The sequence below is a fragment of the Flavobacterium xylosi genome, assembly GCF_042787345.1.
In the GTDB taxonomy this organism is placed as follows: Bacteria; Bacteroidota; Bacteroidia; order Flavobacteriales; family Flavobacteriaceae; genus Flavobacterium; species Flavobacterium xylosi.
Genome location: NZ_JBHZPZ010000009.1, coordinates 118,605 through 137,556, shown reverse-complemented (window position 1 = coordinate 137,556; position 18,952 = coordinate 118,605). Strand labels below are relative to the sequence as shown.

Annotated in this window: 16 protein-coding genes; 6 read left to right on the top strand and 10 right to left on the bottom strand. The window is 31.5% G+C overall.

Annotation, left to right across the window (positions count from 1 at the left end):
• Positions 1-11 precede the first annotated feature (11 nt).
• Together ACFX5E_RS09365 and ACFX5E_RS09360 are read left to right on the top strand one after the other, a co-directional pair.
• Positions 12-230 carry a hypothetical protein gene (locus ACFX5E_RS09365; protein WP_379854940.1) on the top strand — a complete coding sequence of 73 codons (219 nt, stop codon included), beginning with the start codon at positions 12-14 and terminating at the stop codon, positions 228-230.
• Positions 231-462: 232 nt separating this feature from the next.
• Positions 463-1,119 carry a M15 family metallopeptidase gene (locus ACFX5E_RS09360; RefSeq protein ID WP_379854939.1) on the top strand — a complete coding sequence of 219 codons (657 nt, stop codon included), beginning with the start codon at positions 463-465 and terminating at the stop codon, positions 1,117-1,119.
• Here the strand turns inward: ACFX5E_RS09360 and ACFX5E_RS09355 are convergent, their stop codons facing one another.
• From ACFX5E_RS09355 to tsaD, 9 genes are all read right to left on the bottom strand, one after another.
• The gene (locus ACFX5E_RS09355; RefSeq protein WP_379854938.1) at positions 1,120-1,686 is read right to left on the bottom strand and encodes a hypothetical protein; all 567 of its coding nucleotides are present in this window, start codon (positions 1,684-1,686) and stop codon (positions 1,120-1,122) included.
• A 2-nt stretch (positions 1,687-1,688) separates the two neighbouring features.
• Positions 1,689-2,870, bottom strand: a complete 1,182-nt coding sequence (locus ACFX5E_RS09350) for a THUMP-like domain-containing protein (RefSeq protein ID WP_379854937.1) — start codon at positions 2,868-2,870, stop codon at positions 1,689-1,691.
• 2 nt (positions 2,871-2,872) lie between these two features.
• Positions 2,873-3,964 (bottom strand): AI-2E family transporter, encoded by a 1,092-nt coding sequence (locus ACFX5E_RS09345; protein WP_379854936.1) that lies wholly within the window; start codon positions 3,962-3,964, stop codon positions 2,873-2,875.
• Between the two features lie 75 nt (positions 3,965-4,039).
• Positions 4,040-4,990: a zinc metalloprotease gene (locus ACFX5E_RS09340; protein WP_379854935.1), complete on the bottom strand. Its 951-nt coding sequence runs from the start codon at positions 4,988-4,990 to the stop codon at positions 4,040-4,042.
• Between the two features lie 205 nt (positions 4,991-5,195).
• On the bottom strand, positions 5,196-6,146 hold the full coding sequence (locus tag ACFX5E_RS09335) for a zinc metalloprotease (RefSeq protein ID WP_379854934.1): 951 nt from the start codon (positions 6,144-6,146) through the stop codon (positions 5,196-5,198).
• 531 nt (positions 6,147-6,677) lie between these two features.
• Positions 6,678-7,625 (bottom strand): zinc metalloprotease, encoded by a 948-nt coding sequence (locus ACFX5E_RS09330; RefSeq protein ID WP_379854933.1) that lies wholly within the window; start codon positions 7,623-7,625, stop codon positions 6,678-6,680.
• Between the two features lie 425 nt (positions 7,626-8,050).
• Positions 8,051-8,689 (bottom strand): DUF4159 domain-containing protein, encoded by a 639-nt coding sequence (locus ACFX5E_RS09325; protein ID WP_379854932.1) that lies wholly within the window; start codon positions 8,687-8,689, stop codon positions 8,051-8,053.
• Positions 8,690-8,716: 27 nt separating this feature from the next.
• A complete protein-coding gene (locus ACFX5E_RS09320; protein ID WP_379854931.1) occupies positions 8,717-9,424 on the bottom strand; it encodes a 16S rRNA (uracil(1498)-N(3))-methyltransferase in 708 nt (235 codons plus the stop codon).
• A gap of 3 nt (positions 9,425-9,427) precedes the next feature.
• Positions 9,428-10,450 (bottom strand): tRNA (adenosine(37)-N6)-threonylcarbamoyltransferase complex transferase subunit TsaD, encoded by a 1,023-nt coding sequence (tsaD, locus tag ACFX5E_RS09315; protein WP_379854930.1) that lies wholly within the window; start codon positions 10,448-10,450, stop codon positions 9,428-9,430.
• 206 nt (positions 10,451-10,656) lie between these two features.
• Here tsaD and ACFX5E_RS09310 point away from each other — a divergent pair, with 206 nt between their 5' ends.
• The 4 genes from ACFX5E_RS09310 (at position 10,657) to ACFX5E_RS09295 (ending at position 18,432) form a co-directional block, all read left to right on the top strand.
• A complete protein-coding gene (locus tag ACFX5E_RS09310; protein ID WP_379854929.1) occupies positions 10,657-15,093 on the top strand; it encodes a translocation/assembly module TamB domain-containing protein in 4,437 nt (1,478 codons plus the stop codon).
• Positions 15,094-15,406: 313 nt separating this feature from the next.
• Positions 15,407-16,393, top strand: coding sequence for a 6-phosphofructokinase (gene pfkA / locus ACFX5E_RS09305; RefSeq protein WP_379854928.1), 987 nt, complete (start codon positions 15,407-15,409; stop codon positions 16,391-16,393).
• Positions 16,394-16,468: 75 nt separating this feature from the next.
• The gene (gene gap / locus ACFX5E_RS09300; protein ID WP_379854927.1) at positions 16,469-17,473 is read left to right on the top strand and encodes a type I glyceraldehyde-3-phosphate dehydrogenase; all 1,005 of its coding nucleotides are present in this window, start codon (positions 16,469-16,471) and stop codon (positions 17,471-17,473) included.
• Positions 17,474-17,580: 107 nt separating this feature from the next.
• Positions 17,581-18,432, top strand: a complete 852-nt coding sequence (locus ACFX5E_RS09295; RefSeq protein ID WP_379854926.1) for an N-acetylglucosamine kinase — start codon at positions 17,581-17,583, stop codon at positions 18,430-18,432.
• A gap of 129 nt (positions 18,433-18,561) precedes the next feature.
• Here the strand turns inward: ACFX5E_RS09295 and ACFX5E_RS09290 are convergent, their stop codons facing one another.
• Positions 18,562-18,942 (bottom strand): RidA family protein, encoded by a 381-nt coding sequence (locus ACFX5E_RS09290; protein ID WP_379854925.1) that lies wholly within the window; start codon positions 18,940-18,942, stop codon positions 18,562-18,564.
• Positions 18,943-18,952 lie beyond the last annotated feature (10 nt).

Here is an 18,952-nt window from a genome sequence, read left to right as displayed (position 1 = left end):
GCTTGTGATTTATGCATCGATGCATTTTAAAAACGAAAAATCATGTAACTTTAGAAAGCGAAAATACTTTACAAAATGGAATTTATGCTACTATCTCAATTATTCCAATAGCGGAACCAACAGAAGGATTCTTGCTATTTCAGGACGGAACAATTTTAAAAAAAGGAGAGTTCCATTTCGGTGACTCTCCTTATAATATCAGTTATAAATTAAATGATTTAAACAATTAGAAATTTATTTATTAGAGGTGTGTCCCAATTAATACTATTATCATTTCAAATGTATTTAGTACCTCTGCATTTCAAAACAGTCGGCCAATAGTTTCAAATCTTCTAGTAAAAGTTTCGAATTTTGTACCATAAGGTTCGCTTAAACCGATACTTTAATTAGTATCGGTTTTTTTAGTTTTTTATATCTTTTGTAAATACTTAAATTATCTTATTTTTATAAAAAATCATTTTTATGGCTTCCTACTTAAAATTTGGCATACTTTTTTGTTCTCTTTTTGGAATGTTTTCCTGTAAATCACAAGCTGTAAGTACTAAAATGGAAGAAAAAATTACTTCTATTAGTGATACTACCTTTGTGAATTTAAAAGACTATAGTCAAGATTTTGTGTATGACATGAAATACGCGACAACTGATAATTTCTTAAAATCAAAAGTATATGATTGTGCAGAATGTTTTTTGCGTTTAAAAACAGTTAAGGCATTGATTGAGGCCAATAAAATATTCATTAAACAGGGTTACAAAATCAAAATTTTTGATTGTTACCGGCCTTTAGATATTCAGAAAAGAATGTGGAAAATTGTATCTAACCCTGAATATGTTGCAAATCCTGCCAAAGGTTCAATCCATAATAGGGGTGGGGCTGTCGATATCACTTTGGTTAATATTGATGGTGAAGAATTGGAAATGGGAACTCCTTTCGATTTTTTTGGTAAAGAAGCGAGTCATAATTATGCGGACTTATCCCGACAGATTAAAGGAAATCGACTGTTGTTAAAAAGAATAATGACAGAGACTAACTTTAACTCATTTGACTCTGAATGGTGGCACTATAACCTGAAATCAGGATTGAATGATAAGATTTCAAATGTAAAATGGAACTGTGATTAATTATTCGATACACTTGATGGTATTAATGAAGAATTTTTCGGGCTGGTAAACCACATTGTTTAACTCAGAAGTGAATTCTTTTTTGATCACGTAATCTTCGATATCTGTTAAATATTTAATTCTCATCAACGATACAGGTGAATTTTTTAATTCTTCAAAACTATCTTTCGTAAACATAAAGTTGCCCGTAATTACTCGATTGTCAAAATTTTTGTCATCGCGAATCAAAGAGCCACAATTTTCTTCGTCAATATGAATTAAGGTAATTATTTTTCCATTGTTTAACTGTAAAAATAATTTCGAATTTATATCAAAACAATTGGCTTTCAGGAATCCTTTACTTTTTTGAATCAATTGGATAGTCAAAGTAGGGAAACCGTCTGTTACTGCCAAGGAATAAAATATATAACTGGAATTTCCAGCAAAATTTTTCTCGTAAATCATATATTCTTTTGTCGATTTGTAAGTCCCCAAAGAATCGGTAATATTTTCGCTATATTCACATGTTTTTTGAGCAAATGAAGTAAAGCTTATCAAGAATAAAGTAACGGCAATTAGTTGTTTCATTTTTATTTTATTTTGCTGCAAATTAAAACTATTTTTTGATTATTTTCATCAGTTGTAAAAAAACAATATAGATTTCCTCCGTCTTTTATTTTCCATTTTTTTCGAATGCTTTCTGCTTTATCAGGGAAATTTCTGGTAGTTATATTGGCTTGTTTATCTTCTAAATGTATTTTCATCTCTGTTTTATTGTACGGTATCGCATTTACAATCTCAAAGATTCTTCCCGGGAAAGCTATTAATCCTTCGGAGGTATATAGATGCGAAAATTTATGAAGCTTGTTAATCGTAAAAAAAGTACTCACTTCATCAAATCCTCCTGATTTCATAATGGCGCTATTGGGCTCATACAGATACTTTTGAGGCAAACTAAAATGGGGTAATTCTGATTCTTCGTTTAATTCAAATTCAAAGGTTTCTGTTTTGTTCTTAACGATATTAACCGTTTTGATCGTAATTGGTCCCTCATATTCCTGGTGTAATTCCCATAGCAGTTCTTTTACTTCGTTTTCTAAAGCTATAATATGAATGTTTGTAACATTTTTAAGTTCTAATAAACCGGCTGTAATGTCAAGCAGAGGAGCTGTTTTTATTAGAATTGAATCCGAATTTTTAAAATAGAAATCGATATTTTCTGGAACATTAGGTAAGCAATCTTTGAGCATGAAGACTTTGCCTTTGGCATCATTTCTTCTGGAAGGATCAATGTAAATCCAATCCCATTTTTTGTTTAATGACGTTAAAGTGGCTAAGCTGTCTCCTGAATAACAAGTGATATTCTTTGCATCCAATTGCTCAAAATTGTGTTTGACCAAATTTGATAAATCTGGATTAATTTCGCAATGGGCAACTGCTTTTATTTTTTTTGAAAAATAATAATCATCTACACCAAAACCTCCAGTCAAATCGATTAAACTAGCCCCGGAAACAATAGTAGATTTGTACAAAGCTGTTTTTTCGGAAGAAGTTTGTTCAATTGAAATTTTAGCGGAGTAAATAATATTTTTTGTCGAAAACCAGGTTGGGAGTTTTTCTTTAGATTTTGTTTTGGCTTCTATTTGATTTAAAATAGAAATCCATTCCACTTTTGGAAAAGGATTTTTTTGCAACGCTAATTTTGAAATAGAAGCTCCAATATTTTTTTTTATAAATTCCTGAATTTCAGAATTTAGAAGGTTTAAATCCAAAATTAAATATCTTTAGTTAATAGTTGAATGATTTTGTTTTCAGGAAAGAATTCTTTCCCAATCACTTTTATTATGGTGTACAAAGGAACAGCCACAATCATTCCTAATATTCCGAAAAGGAAACCTGCAATCAGGATAACAAGAAATATTTCCAGGGGATGTGAGCTGACACTTTTAGAAAAAATAATAGGTTGTGATAAATTATTATCGATAATTTGAACAATCCAAAAGCCAACTAAAACATAAATGGTGGTCGGTAAAATTTCTGATTGGAAATCACTTCCCAGGTTGCTTAACATTGTTAGAATTGCCGCTAAAACGGATGCTATCAGAGGACCAATATATGGGATAATGTTTAAAACCGCACATAAAAAGGCTATGACAAGGGCATTTGGAACTCCAAAAATGAACAATACAATTAGGTATAAAAGGAATACAATAAATAATTGAAGTAATAATCCAATAAAATAGCGTGACAACAAGTGGTTTATTTTTTCTAAAGAATTTAAGATCTGATCTTCATGGCTATTTGGGATTAGTTTTTTTGCTCCTAAAATGAACATTAATCGGTCTTTTAGAAAGAAAAAAGTAATAAATAGAACGGAACCTACTGCCACACCCAAACTACTAATTGTGCCTAAAATTGTATTTAAAAAGTTAGGAATGAAATTAAAATTTATTTTAGAGGTAATGTTTGCTTCCTTTAAAACTTGCGCAGAATCAATCTGGTGATTATCTAAAAAAACAGTGATTTGATTGATTAACTGGATTATGTTTTTTTCAATTTCACCAGTGTTAAGAAGTGATAGGTTTTGTCCTTGAGATAAAATCAAAGGGACGAACATCATTATAAAACCGAATATGATTAGTGTGAAAATAAACAAAGTTGCTATTGTTGCAAAAATATGATTGAACTTCAATCGCTTTTTAAAAAAGTCTAAAATAGGATTTCCTATTAATGTAAGTATGAATGATACAACAAGGTAAATCAATACGGATTGAATTTGATAAAAAAAGTACAATACTAAACCGCAGAAAGTTATGGTTAATAAAGCTCTAAGAATCCCGTTTGAAATAGTTTTTGATGTAATCATATCTTTATATTAGATTGTAAATATAAAAAAACTCGCTAACAAGTAGCGAGTTTTGAATTCTAAAATCTTAAAAAATTATATACCGAAACCTGATCGTGCTCCGCCTGAAACGAATAAAGCAGACATCCTCGCTTTTTGACCGTTAGTAAACATAAACATACCTTTATCGTCAGTATAATCCATATAATTCATGGTCATTTCATTATGAATTGGAAGGCATGTGCTTACGAAAGGATAGGCAGGTACACCAAAGTTTGCAGTTTTGTGAATAGGAGTGTCAGATACTAAATCGTTTCCACAAGACGCATCGCCCCAGATATGACGAAGATTCATCCAATGACCTACTTCGTGTGATGCAGTTCTACCTAAATTATAAGGAGCACTAGCGGCGCTTGATAAGCCAAAATAGAAGGAATCGACAACAACTCCATCAGTTGAAGAAGAGCCTCCTGGAAATTGTGCATAACCCAAGATTCCACCTCCTATTGTACAAGCCCACACATTTAATGTTGTTGTTGGAGAAGTAGGATCTAATCCTCCTCTTTTTAAATTTTTCATGGCATCTCTGGTCCCCCACGAAGTTTTAGTAGTTGATTTTCTGTTAATCTTAACTAATTCAAAAGTGATATCTACGTTTGCTCCGACACCTGAAAACTCAGCAGGAATGCTTTTGAAATCAGAATTCGTTGCGGTAAAATCTTTATTTAATACATTAATTTGTGATTGTATTTGACTATCAGAGATATTTTCTGCAGCAGTTCTATACAATACATTTACTACTACTGGAATTACTACTTTACCATTTACCAAACGATTCTCTAATATCGATTTTTGTGTAAAAGCTTCAATTTGGTTCATCCTTAGTGCTAAGGTTGGATCAGCTTTCAATTGTTCCGTTAAGACGTCCTGTGAAGCACATGTTCGTCGTGCAACAGCGTTTGTTGTGGAGGAAGTTAATTCTGTTTGGTCGTTTTGACAAGAAAATAATATCAAAAAAGCTGTTGCAGTTAAAATAAAATTTTTCATAATAGTAGTTTTTAGATTTTAAATAACTGTATATCAGATAAATAAACAACTAATTTACGATTATTATTTATTAAAATTATAATTATAAGCTTATAATTATAATTTACTACATTTTGTCAGCAAAGAAATCAGGATTCTCTAAAAGTTTAACCAAAAAAAACTCGCTAACAAGTAGCGAGTTTTATATTCTAAAGTCTAAAAAAAATTATATTCCGAAACCTGCTCTTGCTCCACCTGAAACAAAAATTGCAGCCATTCTTGATTTTTGACCATTAGTGAACATGTACATTCCTCTGTCATCTGTGTAATCCATGTAGTTCATGGTCATTTCATTATGAGCAGGTAAACATGTACTTACGTAAGGATATACAGGTACTCCAAAGTTTGAAGTTTTGTGAACTGGAGTGTCAGAAACTAAATCACTTCCACAAGAAGCATCTCCCCAAATGTGACGAAGATTCATCCAGTGGCCTACTTCATGAGTCATTGTTCTTCCCAAGTTATAAGGATAAGCTCCCGATCCTGATAATCCGAAATATTTTGAATCGACTACAACACCATCAGTTGCTAAAGAACCTCCAGGAAACTGCGCGTATCCTAAGATTCCACCACCAACTGTACAAGCCCACATATTTAGTGTTGTTGAAGGCGATGTAGGATCTAAACCTCCTTGTTTTGTTTTTTTCATTGCATCTCTAGTTCCCCATGAAGTTTTGGTCGTAGATTTTCTAATTACTTGTTCTAATACAAAAGTAATATCAATATTTGCAGCAACACCAGCAAACTCAGCAGGAGTACTACTGAAATCAGGGTTTGTTGCAGTGAAATCTTGGTTTAATACATCAATTTGTGATTGTATTAAAGCATCAGAGATGTTTTCTGCAGCAGTTCTGTATAATACATTAACTACAACTGGAATTACTAATTTACCATTTACTAAACGGTTTGTTAACATTGCTTTTTGTGTGAAAGCTTCAATTTCGTTCATTCTTAAAGCTAAAGTAGGGTCAGCCGCCAATTGAGCCGCAAGCACTTCATTTGAAGCACAACCACGACGTGCTATTGCACTTGTTGCTAATTCTGTAGATTCTGTTTGGTCATTTTGACAAGAGAAAAGCATTAAAAATGCCGTCGCAGTTAAAAGAATTTTTTTCATAATTAATTGGGGTTACTTGTTATAAATTATTGGTTTTGGTTAATAATAATGCAATTCTATAACATTTATTTCACAAAAAAAAATAATATTTAAAAAAAAATTAACATTCATATCGTTTTTGTAAAATTAGTTTACCCCTTGTAATGGATTATCTTACAATTAGAAAATTAATATAACTTTTTAACTTAATAATTATCAAATATTGTGGTATTTGTTATAATAATTCAACAATATAATTTTAATTTTTAGAAAATGAAATGTTATAAATATTCAGCTTTTGTGTAATTAAACCATGAAAAAAAGGAATGTTTTTTAATTTTCTGAAATTAATTTTTATTTTTTCTAGTATAGTAACTAGTCTCTTAAAAACTAAATAAAAGGTATTAATATCAGGAATAAATAATTAAAAATATAGTTTATACCGTTTAATATTTTGCAATAAAGATTATAATATTTTTTTTTTTGGCTTATAATTTTTCAAAAAAAAACCCGCTAACTAGTAGCGAGTTTAAGAATCTTAAATTTTAAAAACTATATTCCGAATCCTGATCTTGAACCACCTGATACGAAAATAGCAGCCATTCTGGATTTTTGACCGTTAGAAAACATATACATTCCTCTATCATCAGTGTAATCCATATAGTTCATTGTCATTTCTACCGGGGTTCCAGTACAAGTACTGTAATGTGGGTAAGCAAGAACACCATAGTTAGCAGCATTGTGTGTAGGAGTGTCAGATACTAAATCGCTTCCACATGTAGCATCACCCCAAATATGACGTAAGTTCATCCAGTGTCCTACCTCGTGTGTAGCAGTTCTCCCCAAATTAAAGGGTGCTGTTACTGTTCCTGTAGCTCCAAAAGCATTGTTATCCATTACCACTCCATCAGTAGATGATGCACCTCCTGGAAATTGAGCATAACCAAGAATACCACCACCCATATTACATGACCACATGTTTAAAACAGTTGTCGGTGTAGTTGGAACAATTCCAGTTGCTGATCTTTTCATAGCATCATCTGTAGACCAAGATGTTGTAGTGGTAGATCTTCGCACTACATTTTGTAATACAAAAGAAATTCCAACATTCGCTTTTACTCCAGAAAACAAAGCCGGTACCGATGAATAATCAGAATTCAAAGCATTAAAATCTTTATTTAATACATCAATTTGAGATTGAATCTGTGTTAATGAGATATTCTCTGCAGTTGTTCGGTATAGAACATTTACCACAACTGGAATCTCAACTTTTCCATTTACTAACCTATTTGTCAGTATTGCATTTTTGGTAAATGCTTCAATTTCGTTCATTCGTAAAGCTAAAGTAGGATCAGCTTTTAATTGAGCAGCTAATACATCTTGTGATGCACAACCACGTTTGGTAAGAGCAGAAGCATTTGGCGTTATTGTTTCAGTTGTGTCATTTTGACAAGAGAAAAGCATTAAAAATGCAGTTGCTGTTAAAAGAATTTTCTTCATAATTTTTGTTATAAAATTTTGGTTTTGGTTAATTATTTAACAATTTTATAACAATTATTCGATTAAAACAAATAAAATATGATTTTAATTTATTGGATGCCGTTTTATAAGGTGTTTTGGCAAATACTTTTATTTGGGTGGTCTGATTTGAAATCTGCCAGAGTGGCTATTTTTTTGGAATATTATATATTTTTGGAATCTGAATTTCTTTAGTAGACTTAAAATTAACTTTAGTTTTGGAGGCTAAAAACTTTTTCAATTTTATTCAGATAATCAATTAAATATTCAATTATTTACTCTAATGGAATGTATTTGTAAATAATTTTTCGAGAAGTCCTATTGATTTAGATAATTTTAAATGATAACTTTTGCTTAAAAAAGTGTTAGGTGTAAAGTTTTTTTAAAATTAAGCAATTGGAATTCAATTAATTATTAAATATATAATTTATAATATTAGCACCCATTTTCAGGGCTTTTTCCCGAACATCAACAGGGTCATTATTTACTTCTGGGTCTTCCCATCCGTCGCCTAGATCACATTCATAAGTGTAGAGTAATACTAGTATGTTTTCTATAAATATTCCAAAAGCTTGTGGTCGTTTTCCATCATGCTCATGAATTTTGGGTAATCCACCTGAAAAAACATACGGTTTTTGAAAAATTACATGATTGGCAGGAATTTCAACTAAATCATTATTGGGAAATATTTTTTTGATTTCTTTTCGAATATATTGATTCATTCCGTAATTATCATCAATGTGAAGAAACCCACCAGCTGATAAATAATTTCTAAGATTAATTGCATCACTATCGCTAAAAACTACATTTCCGTGACCCGTCATGTGAACGAACGGATAAGAAAGTAAATCGGGACTGCTTGGTTCAACAGTTCCTGGTTTGGGTTTTATTTTAGTGTTTATATTTGCATTGCAATATTTTATTAAATTGGGCAATGAAGTTGGATTAGCATACCAATCTCCACCGCCACTGTATTTTAATAAAGCTATTTCCTGTGAAAATGAAGAAATAGATACTAATAATAATATGTAATATATTTTTTTCATAACTATCTTTCAGGAAATTATAAATTATTAATTTTCATTTACAAAAACTACACTGTGACAAGCCACAATGGCAGCGGTTTCAGTCCGTAATCGGGTATTTCCCAAAGAAACAGGAATGTAATTGTTTTCTATCGCAGCTTCAATTTCTTTTTCTGAAAAATCACCTTCAGGACCTATTAGAATTGTAATATTTTCATTTGGCACTAAAACTGATTTTAATGTTTTTTTATCCGTTTCTTCGCAATGCGCTACCAATTGTAAACCTTCATTTTTGAGTTTTACAAACTCTTTGAAAGTCATGGCACTATTCAGTTTTGGAAGATATAACTGATTGCATTGTTTCATTGCAGTCAGTATTATTTTATCGAATCGTTCCGTATTAATTAGTTTTCGTTCCGAACGGTCGCATATAATAGGAGTGATTTCATGAATACCAATTTCAGTTGCTTTTTCAAGAAACCATTCGAATCGATCATTCATTTTAGTCGGAGCAACGGCTAAATGCAAATGATATTTTGAAGGTGCTGACTTTTCGAAAGAAATAATTTTTACCGTGCATTTACTGTCAGAAGCTAAAGTAATTTCGGTTTTGAATAATAAACCTAAACCATTGGTAACATATAGAATATCAGTATCTTTTTTTCGTAATACTTTAATAATATGTTTGCTTTCTTCTTTGTCAAAAGAAAAGTTTTCAGTAGTCTCGTTAATATTTATATTGTAAAATAATTGCATAATTTAGAATTGTATTCTTGCCTTAGAAACGACAGATGACGTTTCGAAAATTTCAGTTAAAAATTTTTGGTAACCTACAATTCCAATCATTGCAGCATTATCCGTAGTGTATTCAAATTTAGGAATAAATGTTTTCCATCCGTATTTATTCTCCGTTTCTTTTAATGTTTTTCGGATTCCAGAATTTGCAGAAACGCCTCCTCCGATTGCAATTTGTTTTATTCCTGTTTCTTTTACAGCCAATTTTAATTTATCCATTAAAATTTCAATTATTGTAAATTGAATGGAGGCACAAATGTCGTTCAAATTTTCTTCAATGAAATTGGGGTTTTCAAGTTTTTTCTTTTGGATAAAATATAAAATTGCCGTTTTTAATCCCGAAAAACTAAAATCCAATCCTGGAACTTTTGGCTTTGTAAAAACAAAAGCTTTCGGATTCCCTAATTGAGCGTATTTATCTACCAAAGGGCCGCCGGGATAAGGGAGGCCCAGTATTTTTGCACTTTTATCAAAAGCTTCACCAACGGCATCATCAGTGGTTTCTCCTATAATAGTCAGGTCAAAAAAATCATTCACTTTTACAATTTGCGTATGACCTCCACTAATCGTCAAGGCCAAAAATGGAAAAGTGGGCTTATCAAATCCTTCTTCATCAATAAAATGAGCTAATATATGCGCGTGCATGTGGTTTACGGCAATCAAAGGGATTTTCAAAGCTAATGCTAATGATTTTGCAAATGAACTTCCTACAAGTAGTGATCCCATCAATCCGGGTCCTTGGGTAAATGCGATTGCTGATAACTGTTCTTTTTGTATATTTGCTTTGCGAAGCGCAGCGTCAATTACCGGAACTATATTTTGCTGATGTGCACGGGAAGCAAGTTCAGGAACCACACCGCCATATTGAGCATGAATTAGCTGATTCGCAACAACATTTGACAATACTTTATCGTTTTGTAAAATAGCGGCAGCTGTATCATCGCATGAACTTTCGATGGCAAGAATAAAAACCTCAGGATTTTGCATAAAAAGGCACAAATTTTGATTTATATTTGACGAACCGATTTTAAAATATTTATTTGTACGGCGGAGCCAAAATTAAAGAATTTTTATTAAAGGAATGCTGTTTCCAAAAGCAAAATCAAATTTTATAAAATTTAAAAAAATATAGGAGTATCAAAAAATTTAGAAAAATAGTATTTCGTTCTATACTTGGACTTATCCTACTTTTATTGGTACTTGGTATTGCGTTGAGCACTCCTTTTGTTCAAACGAAAATTGCGCAATATTTTGTCCGAAGTCTTAATAAAGATTTTAAAACCAATATAGCAATTGATGAAGTTGCCATATCGATTTTTGGTGGTATAAAGTTTAAAAAAGTTTTAATTCTAGATCATCATCAAGACACTTTGATTTATTCGAACCGAATTAAAACCACTATTTTAGAGGGAAAAAAGCTATTAGACGGCGATTTAATTTTTGGTGACTTGCGTTTGGATGGATTAATTTTTAATCTGAAAACCTATAAAAACGAGAAATACTCTAATATAGATAAGTTTATTGCTGCTTTTGAAACCGGAAAAAAATCAAAAAAGCATTTTTTATTAAAATCGTCTAAACTGCACGTTTATAACGGGCATTTTATTTTAACAGATGAAAACCGGCAAACTCCAATATCAGTTAATTTTACTAAATTAAATGCTTCTGTAATTGATTTTCAATTGTATGGTTCAGATGTTACTACCATAATCAATAAAATGTCCTTTCTGGACCATCGCGGTTTATATGTTGAAAATTTAAGTTCAAAATTCAGTTACTCTAAAAAGAGCATTAAACTTGAAAACCTAGATTTATTAACTAGGGGATCGAAGTTAAAAGGAACGGTATATTTAAATTACAAAATAGAGGATTTCTCCAATTTTACTGATAAAGTTCAGTTTAATATAAAATTGGATACTGCTTCAATAGCTTCAAATGACATTCGATTTTTTTATAAAGAATTAGGTAAAAACCAACACTTCTTTACCAAAGCAAATATCAAAGGAACGCTGAATGATTTAAGAATAAATAAGTTAAAATTAATTGATTCTAAGAATACTCAGATAAGAGGAGATGTAAATTTCAAGAATTTATTTGCAAATAAGGATCATGGATTTTATATGTACGGTAAATTTAACAAACTTTCTTCCAGTTATGATAATCTTATAGTAATACTTCCGGACATTCTTGGGAAAAAGTTGCCCACTACACTAAAAAAATTAGGAAAATTTACTGCCGTCGGTACTACTCATATTACGACTAGGACAATCGATGCTGATTTTTCGATGATAACAGAATTGGGGAAAGTAACGTCTAAATTGCAAATGAAAAATATTGACGTCATTGATAAAGCGTCTTATATTGGAAATGTTGTTTTGGAAGATTTTGACATCGGTACTTTATTTGAAAGAAAAGACATTGGCCGTGTTAGTTTCGATTTAGATGTAGATGGAAAAGGTTTTAAAGAAAAATATTTAGACACTTCGATCAAAGGTGATATCAGTCAGATTGATTATAACAATTATACCTATAGTAATGTAGTGGTAAATGGTAATTTTAAAATGCCAAATTATACAGGGCAGCTTTCAGTAAATGACCCTAATTTAAGTATGACTTTTGATGGTCTATTGGATTTAAGTAAAAAAGACAGCAGGTACGATTTTCATATTAATGTTGAAAATGCGGATTTACATAAATTAAATTTTATAAAAGATTCTATATCTATTTTTAAAGGAGATGTTGTAGTTCAAGCCTCAGGGAATACGATTGAGAATCTTCAGGGAGATTTGTATATCAATAAAACCTATTATCAAAATGTAAAAGGAACCTATAATTTTGATGATTTTGCAATAAAATCCAGTTTCGATCAAAATAGAGTACGAACTATAGTTGTAAATTCTCCAGATGTTATGGAGGGTGAAATTGTTGGTAAATACGAATTTAGCCAATTAAAAAACATGATAACTAATTCGTTAGGAAGTCTATATGCGAATTACAAACCCAATAAAGTTAAAAAAGGACAATTTCTTAAATTTGATTTTACCATTTTTAATAAAATCATTGAAATATTTTATCCGGAGATTTCAATTGGACCTAATACTACTGTAAAAGGAAATATTAATTCGGATAATCAAGAGTTCAAACTCAATTTTAATTCACCGCAGATTAAAGCTTCAGAAAATACATTTGATAATATAAGAATTTCTGTGGATAATAAAAACCCTCTTTATAATGCTTACATTGAATTAGATAGCATAAAAACGAAATATTATAAAATACGAGATTTTAGTTTGATAAATGTAACATTGAAAGATACCTTATTCTTTCGTTCTGAATTTAAAGGAGGAGATCAAGGAGAAGATTATTTTAATCTGAATTTATACCATACCATTAATAAGGACAATAAAAATGTTGTTGGAATTAGTAAATCGGAAGTTAAATTTAAAGATTACTTGTGGTTTTTGAATGAGCAAGAAACACCGGATAACCAAATTGTTTTTGATAAAGAATTTAAGAATTTCAATATCGATAATATAATATTGTCGCATGAAGAACAGGCAATCTCATTGATGGGGGATTTAAATGGCCCTTCCTACAAAGATCTAAAATTGAGTTTTAAGGATGTCGATTTAAATAAGATAACACCCGAAAATAAACAGTTTGTTTTTAATGGAAATATTAATGGCGAAGTACATTACAAGCAAAATAAAAATGTTTATCAGCCTACAGCTTCGATTGAAATTGATCATTTAAACATGAACAAAACCGATTTAGGGCTGTTAAATTTTAATATTGAAGGAGATGAAAACTTTAAAAAGTTCACGATTAATTCCACTATTGAAAATGAAAATATAGAGTCTTTTAAAGCAAACGGAAATTTTGAAATCGTTAATAAAGAAACGGTTCTGGATCTAAAATTAAAATTTGATAAATTTAATTTGGGTACATTAAGTTCACTTGGTGGGGATGTTTTGTCTAATATCAGAGGTTTTGTTTCGGGAAATTCCACTATTCAGGGAAATCTTAAAAAGCCGGATATTAATGGGCGTCTGTATGTTGACGATGCCGGATTGACTATTCCGTATTTGAATGTAGATTATGCACTGAAAGATAAAACAATAATTGACCTTTCTGATGAACGGTTTTTGTTTAGGGATAATACACTAACAGATACTAAATATGGAACAAAGGGATCTTTAAACGGAAGTATTCAGCATAAAAATTTTTCGGATTGGAAATTAGACTTAACTATAAATACTAAAAGACTTTTAGCCTTAGACACAAAAGACAGTGATGATGCAGCTTATTATGGCACTGCATTCATAGATGGTACGGCAACCATCAAAGGACCTACAAATGGGCTATTTATTAAAGTTGAAGCAAAATCTGAAAAAGGAACGACCATCAAAATTCCTATCAACAATGCCCAAAGTGTCAGCGATAATAGTTTTATTCATTTTGTTACTCCAAAGGAAAAGTTTAATATCGAAAAAGGCATCATTGAGAATACCAGAAATTATAAGGGACTCGAATTAGAATTTGATTTAGATATAACGCCGGATGCCGAAGTAGAAGTCATTTTAGATAGAAATACGGGCCACGGAATCAAGGGCAAGGGTTTTGGATCTTTATTATTTAAGATAAACACACTAGGTAAATTCAACATGTGGGGAGATTTCCAGGCTTATGAAGGGAGTTATAACTTTAAATATGGTGGATTGATTGATAAGAAATTTGCCGTAAAAAAAGGGGGGTCAATTTCATGGGAAGGGAATCCAATGAAAGCCCAATTAAATTTGGAAGCAGTATATAAAACTACCGCAAATCCTGCCGTACTTTTAGAAAATTCGTCCTTTAACTCAAAAGTACCGGTTGAAGTTATAATAGGTGTTCGCGGAGATTTGACAAGTCCGGAACCTGATTTTAATATTGAATTTCCAACGGTCAGTAATGTTTTAAAATCGGAGATTCAATACAAATTAAATGATAAAGATGTAAGACAAACTCAGGCTTTGTATTTATTATCTTCAGGAGGTTTTTTAAGTCCGGAAGGAGTTAATCAATCTGATTTTTCTGGAAGTTTGTTTGAAACTGCCACAAGCTTATTAGGAGGTATAATACGTACGGATAATGAGAAATTTAAAGTAGGCTTCAATTTTGTTTCTGCTGATAGAAGAATCGGACGTGAAACAGACGGAAGATTTATAGCTACCATTTCATCAAAAATTAATGAAAGGATTACAATTAATGGAAAAGTAGGGGTTCCTTTTGGTGGAATCAATGAATCAGCAATTGTAGGAGATGTTGAAGTGCTTTATCGAGTCAATGAAGATGGAACCATGAATTTGCGTCTTTTTAATAAAGAGAATGACATTAATTATATAGGACAAGGAATTGGTTATACACAAGGTTTAGGGGTTTCTTACGAAGTGGATTTTGATACCTTTAAAGAGTTTGTCAATAAAATATTCAAAAGCCATAAATTAGGAGTTGAAACCGCACCTAATCCTGATATAGAAGATCAAGATTCTGATCCATCCCCTGATTTTATAAATTTTTCGAACCCTAAAAAAGCAAAAACTAAAAAACCGGATAGCAATCAGGAAGCTTTGGCACCTGAAGAGGATTAGTTTAAATTGATTATTGTATTTCTATAAAATATTTTAGATTGATACGGGTGCTTTTACCTTAGAAACAATTACCATCATTTTTAGTTCTTCCATGCACTTTTCCTAAAAACGCAATCATTAACTATCTTTAACTGTTAATTATCAAAAAATAATGGATTTTTATTTAATTTTGTTAAATAAAACTGATATTTTTTTGTTTTTTTTAAAACTTATTAACGAAAACGTTTGAATTTAGAAGGCTGTCCTAATTTATTAATAACTCGGCTCTGAAAGTGCTGAATGTTTGTTAATTTTACACTTTAATACTTAAATAATGCCAAAAACAATAAAAAAGGTTGGTGTTCTAACCTCTGGTGGTGACTCGCCGGGAATGAACGCAGCGATACGTTCAGTTGTTCGAACATGTGCTTATCATAACATAGAATGTATAGGGATTTATAGAGGATATCAAGGAATGATTGAAGGTGACTTCAAAGAAATGGGACCTCGAAGTGTAAATAACATTGTTAATAAAGGAGGAACGATTTTAAAATCGGCTCGTTCTACTGAATTTAGAACTCCAGAAGGCAGAAAAAAAGCCCATGAAAATCTTGTGAAAGCAGGAATTGATGCTTTGGTTGTAATTGGTGGTGACGGAACTTTTACTGGTGGTTTGTTATTCAATAACGAATTTAATTTTCCGGTAATGGGAATTCCGGGAACTATCGATAATGATATTTTTGGAACGAGTCATACTTTAGGGTATGATACTGCATTGAATACCGTTGTTGATGTAATTGATAAAATTAGAGACACTGCAAGTTCGCACAACCGATTATTTTTTGTGGAAGTAATGGGAAGAGATGCGGGTCATATTGCTTTGAATGCCGGTATCGGTGCTGGAGCAGAGGAAATCCTTATTCCTGAAGAAGATTTAGGATTAGAACGATTACTTGAATCCCTTCAAAAAAGTAAGGCTTCGGGTAAATCATCCAGTATAGTTGTTATTGCTGAAGGTGATAAAATAGGTAAAAACGTATTCGAATTGAAAGATTATGTTGATGCAAATTTACCTGAATATGACGTACGCGTTTCGGTTTTGGGTCATATGCAACGCGGTGGTTCACCATCTTGTTTTGATAGAGTTCTGGCAAGTAGATTAGGGGTAAAAGCGGTAGAATCATTATTGGAAGGCAAATCAAATTACATGGTTGGTTTACAAAATGATAAGGTAGCGTTGACACCATTGGAACAAGCCATAAAAGGGAAAACAGAAATTGATAGAGAGCTATTAAGAGTTTCAGACATCATGTCTACATAAAAAAAGTGAAGTTTATTGTGAGGAAATTAGACTTTAAATGAAGTTAAAGAAAAATAAACAAAAAAATTAATCAAAATGTCAAAAGTAAAATTAGGAATAAACGGTTTTGGAAGAATTGGAAGAATTGTATTCAGAGAGTCTTTCAACAGAGATAATGTAGAAGTTGTGGCTATAAATGATTTGTTAGATGTAGATCATTTAGCTTACTTATTAAAATATGATTCCGTTCACGGTCGTTTCAATGGAACGGTTGAAGTAAAAGAAGGAAAACTTTTTGTAAACGGAAGAAACATTCGTATTACTGCAGAAAGAAATCCTGCAGACTTAAAATGGAATGAGGTAGATGTTGATGTTGTTGCTGAATGTACCGGTTTCTTTACTACTATTGAAACTGCAAATGAGCATATAAAAGGTGGAGCCAAAAAAGTAATTATTTCTGCTCCTTCTGCTGATGCCCCTATGTTTGTTATGGGTGTGAATCATGAATCGGCAAAAGCGTCTGATTTAATCGTTTCTAATGCATCTTGTACTACTAACTGTTTAGCTCCATTAGCAAAAGTTATTAATGATAATTTTGGAATTGTTGAAGCTTTAATGACTACTGTTCATGCCACAACTTCAACTCAAATGACTACTGACGGACCTTCTAAAAAGGACTGGAGAGGCGGACGTGCGGCTTCATGTAACATCATCCCATCTTCTACAGGTGCTGCAAAAGCAGTTGGGAAAGTTATTCCTGCATTGAACGGAAAATTAACCGGAATGTCGATGCGTGTTCCTACAACAGATGTTTCTGTAGTGGATTTGACTGTAAAAGTTGAAAAAGAAACTTCTTACGAAGAAATTATGGCAGTATTGAAAAATGCTTCTGAAACTACAATGAAAGGTATCTTAGGATATACGGAAGATTTAGTTGTTTCTCAAGATTTCGTTTCTGATTCGAGAACATCTATCATTGATGCTAATGCAGGAATTGGATTAAATTCCACTTTTTTCAAAATCATCTCTTGGTATGATAATGAATATGGATATTCAAGTAAATTAATTGATTTGTCTGTGCATATTGCAGGTTTGAAATAATTATTTATATTTATAAAAATCCCGTTATCTTTACATTTAACGGGATTTTATTTTTTTGTTCAATTTTACTAAAAATTGAAATCCCTAAACCAATTAAAACCCAAAAAATGAGATTAATAGTTGATAGTGGTTCTACCAAAGCCGATTGGATTGCGATAGATGAAGAAGGCAAAGTATTGTTTACGACGCAAACATTAGGTTTGAATCCTGAAATACTAGAAAAAGATGAAATCATTGAGCGTATAAACGATCGTTTTGATATCTTACAAAATAAAAAAAATACCACCCATTTGTTTTTTTATGGAGCGGGTTGTGGTACTGATAATATGAAATTGATGCTTTCGCAAATTTTTCAAGAGTATTTTTCTAATGCTATTATTTCTGTACACGAGGATACGTATGCCGCAGTATATGCTACAACTCCCAAAGGAGAGAAAGCAATTGTTTCTATTTTAGGTACTGGGTCAAACTGTAGTTATTTTGATGGGAAAGAATTGCATCAGAAAGTGCAATCATTGGGTTATATAGTTATGGATGATTGTAGCGGGAATGTTTTTGGAAAGGAATTAATCAGAAAGTATTATTTCAACAAAATGCCTAAAGAATTGGCTGTTGAATTTGAAAAAGAATACGATTTAGATCCTGATGCAGTTAAAAGTAAATTATACAAAGAAGCAAACCCAAATGCGTACTTAGCGACATTTGCAAAGTTCTTAATTCAACATAAAGACACTGAGTTTTGCAGAAAAATCATATTCAAAGGAATGAAATCCTTTGTAAAAAATTATATTAAACAATATGAAAATTGTAAAGAGGTGCCTATTCACTTTGTAGGTTCTATAGCCTTTTATTTGAAGGAAGAATTACAAGAAACCTTTGATAAATATGAATTGAAATTAGGCAATGTTCTGAGAAGACCAATTGATGGTCTTATCGCTTATCATATTGCTAATAAATAGTTTTCAATAACTCAGTTCAGTTTTCAGTTTTTTTTTTTAAACACTGCTAATTTACTTTAAATTAGTAGTGTTTTTTTAATTTATATTCGATAGTATCCAGTGACTTAGAACTATTTTAATTACTGATCACTAAAGAATAGCAATCATTGAAATTTCCACATTTACGTTTTTTGGCAAACAAGCCACCTGAACCGTTTCACGCGCTGGAGCGGTTTTTTCGTTGAAATAAGCACCGTAAACAGTATTTATTTTACCAAAATCATTCATGTCCATTATGAAAATAGTTGCTTTCACAACGTTTTCAAATGTCATTCCCGCAGCTTCTAAAACTGCTTTCATATTTTGCATCACTTGTTGAGTTTCGGATTCAATTGAATCCGTAACTAATTCACCGGTAGCCGGATTAATGGAAATTTGACCTGATGTATACAGCGTGTTTCCCTTAAGAACAGCTTGATTGTAAGGACCGATAGGTGCAGGAGCATTCTCGGTAAAAATTATTTTTTTCATAAAATGAATA

Bases quoted from the DNA above. Each gene is read 5' to 3' on its own strand.
- ACFX5E_RS09290 (WP_379854925.1), bottom strand. From the start codon at position 18,942: ATGAAAAAAATAATTTTTACCGAGAATGCTCCTGCACCTATCGGTCCT.
- ACFX5E_RS09345 (WP_379854936.1), bottom strand. From the start codon at position 3,964: ATGATTACATCAAAAACTATTTCAAACGGGATTCTTAGAGCTTTATTA.
- gap (WP_379854927.1), top strand. From the start codon at position 16,469: ATGTCAAAAGTAAAATTAGGAATAAACGGTTTTGGAAGAATTGGAAGA.
- ACFX5E_RS09330 (WP_379854933.1), bottom strand. From the start codon at position 7,625: ATGAAGAAAATTCTTTTAACAGCAACTGCATTTTTAATGCTTTTCTCT.
- ACFX5E_RS09335 (WP_379854934.1), bottom strand. From the start codon at position 6,146: ATGAAAAAAATTCTTTTAACTGCGACGGCATTTTTAATGCTTTTCTCT.
- ACFX5E_RS09320 (WP_379854931.1), bottom strand. From the start codon at position 9,424: ATGCAATTATTTTACAATATAAATATTAACGAGACTACTGAAAACTTT.
- tsaD (WP_379854930.1), bottom strand. From the start codon at position 10,450: ATGCAAAATCCTGAGGTTTTTATTCTTGCCATCGAAAGTTCATGCGAT.
- pfkA (WP_379854928.1), top strand. From the start codon at position 15,407: ATGCCAAAAACAATAAAAAAGGTTGGTGTTCTAACCTCTGGTGGTGAC.
- ACFX5E_RS09325 (WP_379854932.1), bottom strand. From the start codon at position 8,689: ATGAAAAAAATATATTACATATTATTATTAGTATCTATTTCTTCATTT.
- ACFX5E_RS09365 (WP_379854940.1), top strand. From the start codon at position 12: ATGCATCGATGCATTTTAAAAACGAAAAATCATGTAACTTTAGAAAGC.
- ACFX5E_RS09295 (WP_379854926.1), top strand. From the start codon at position 17,581: ATGAGATTAATAGTTGATAGTGGTTCTACCAAAGCCGATTGGATTGCG.
- ACFX5E_RS09360 (WP_379854939.1), top strand. From the start codon at position 463: ATGGCTTCCTACTTAAAATTTGGCATACTTTTTTGTTCTCTTTTTGGA.
- ACFX5E_RS09355 (WP_379854938.1), bottom strand. From the start codon at position 1,686: ATGAAACAACTAATTGCCGTTACTTTATTCTTGATAAGCTTTACTTCA.
- ACFX5E_RS09340 (WP_379854935.1), bottom strand. From the start codon at position 4,990: ATGAAAAATTTTATTTTAACTGCAACAGCTTTTTTGATATTATTTTCT.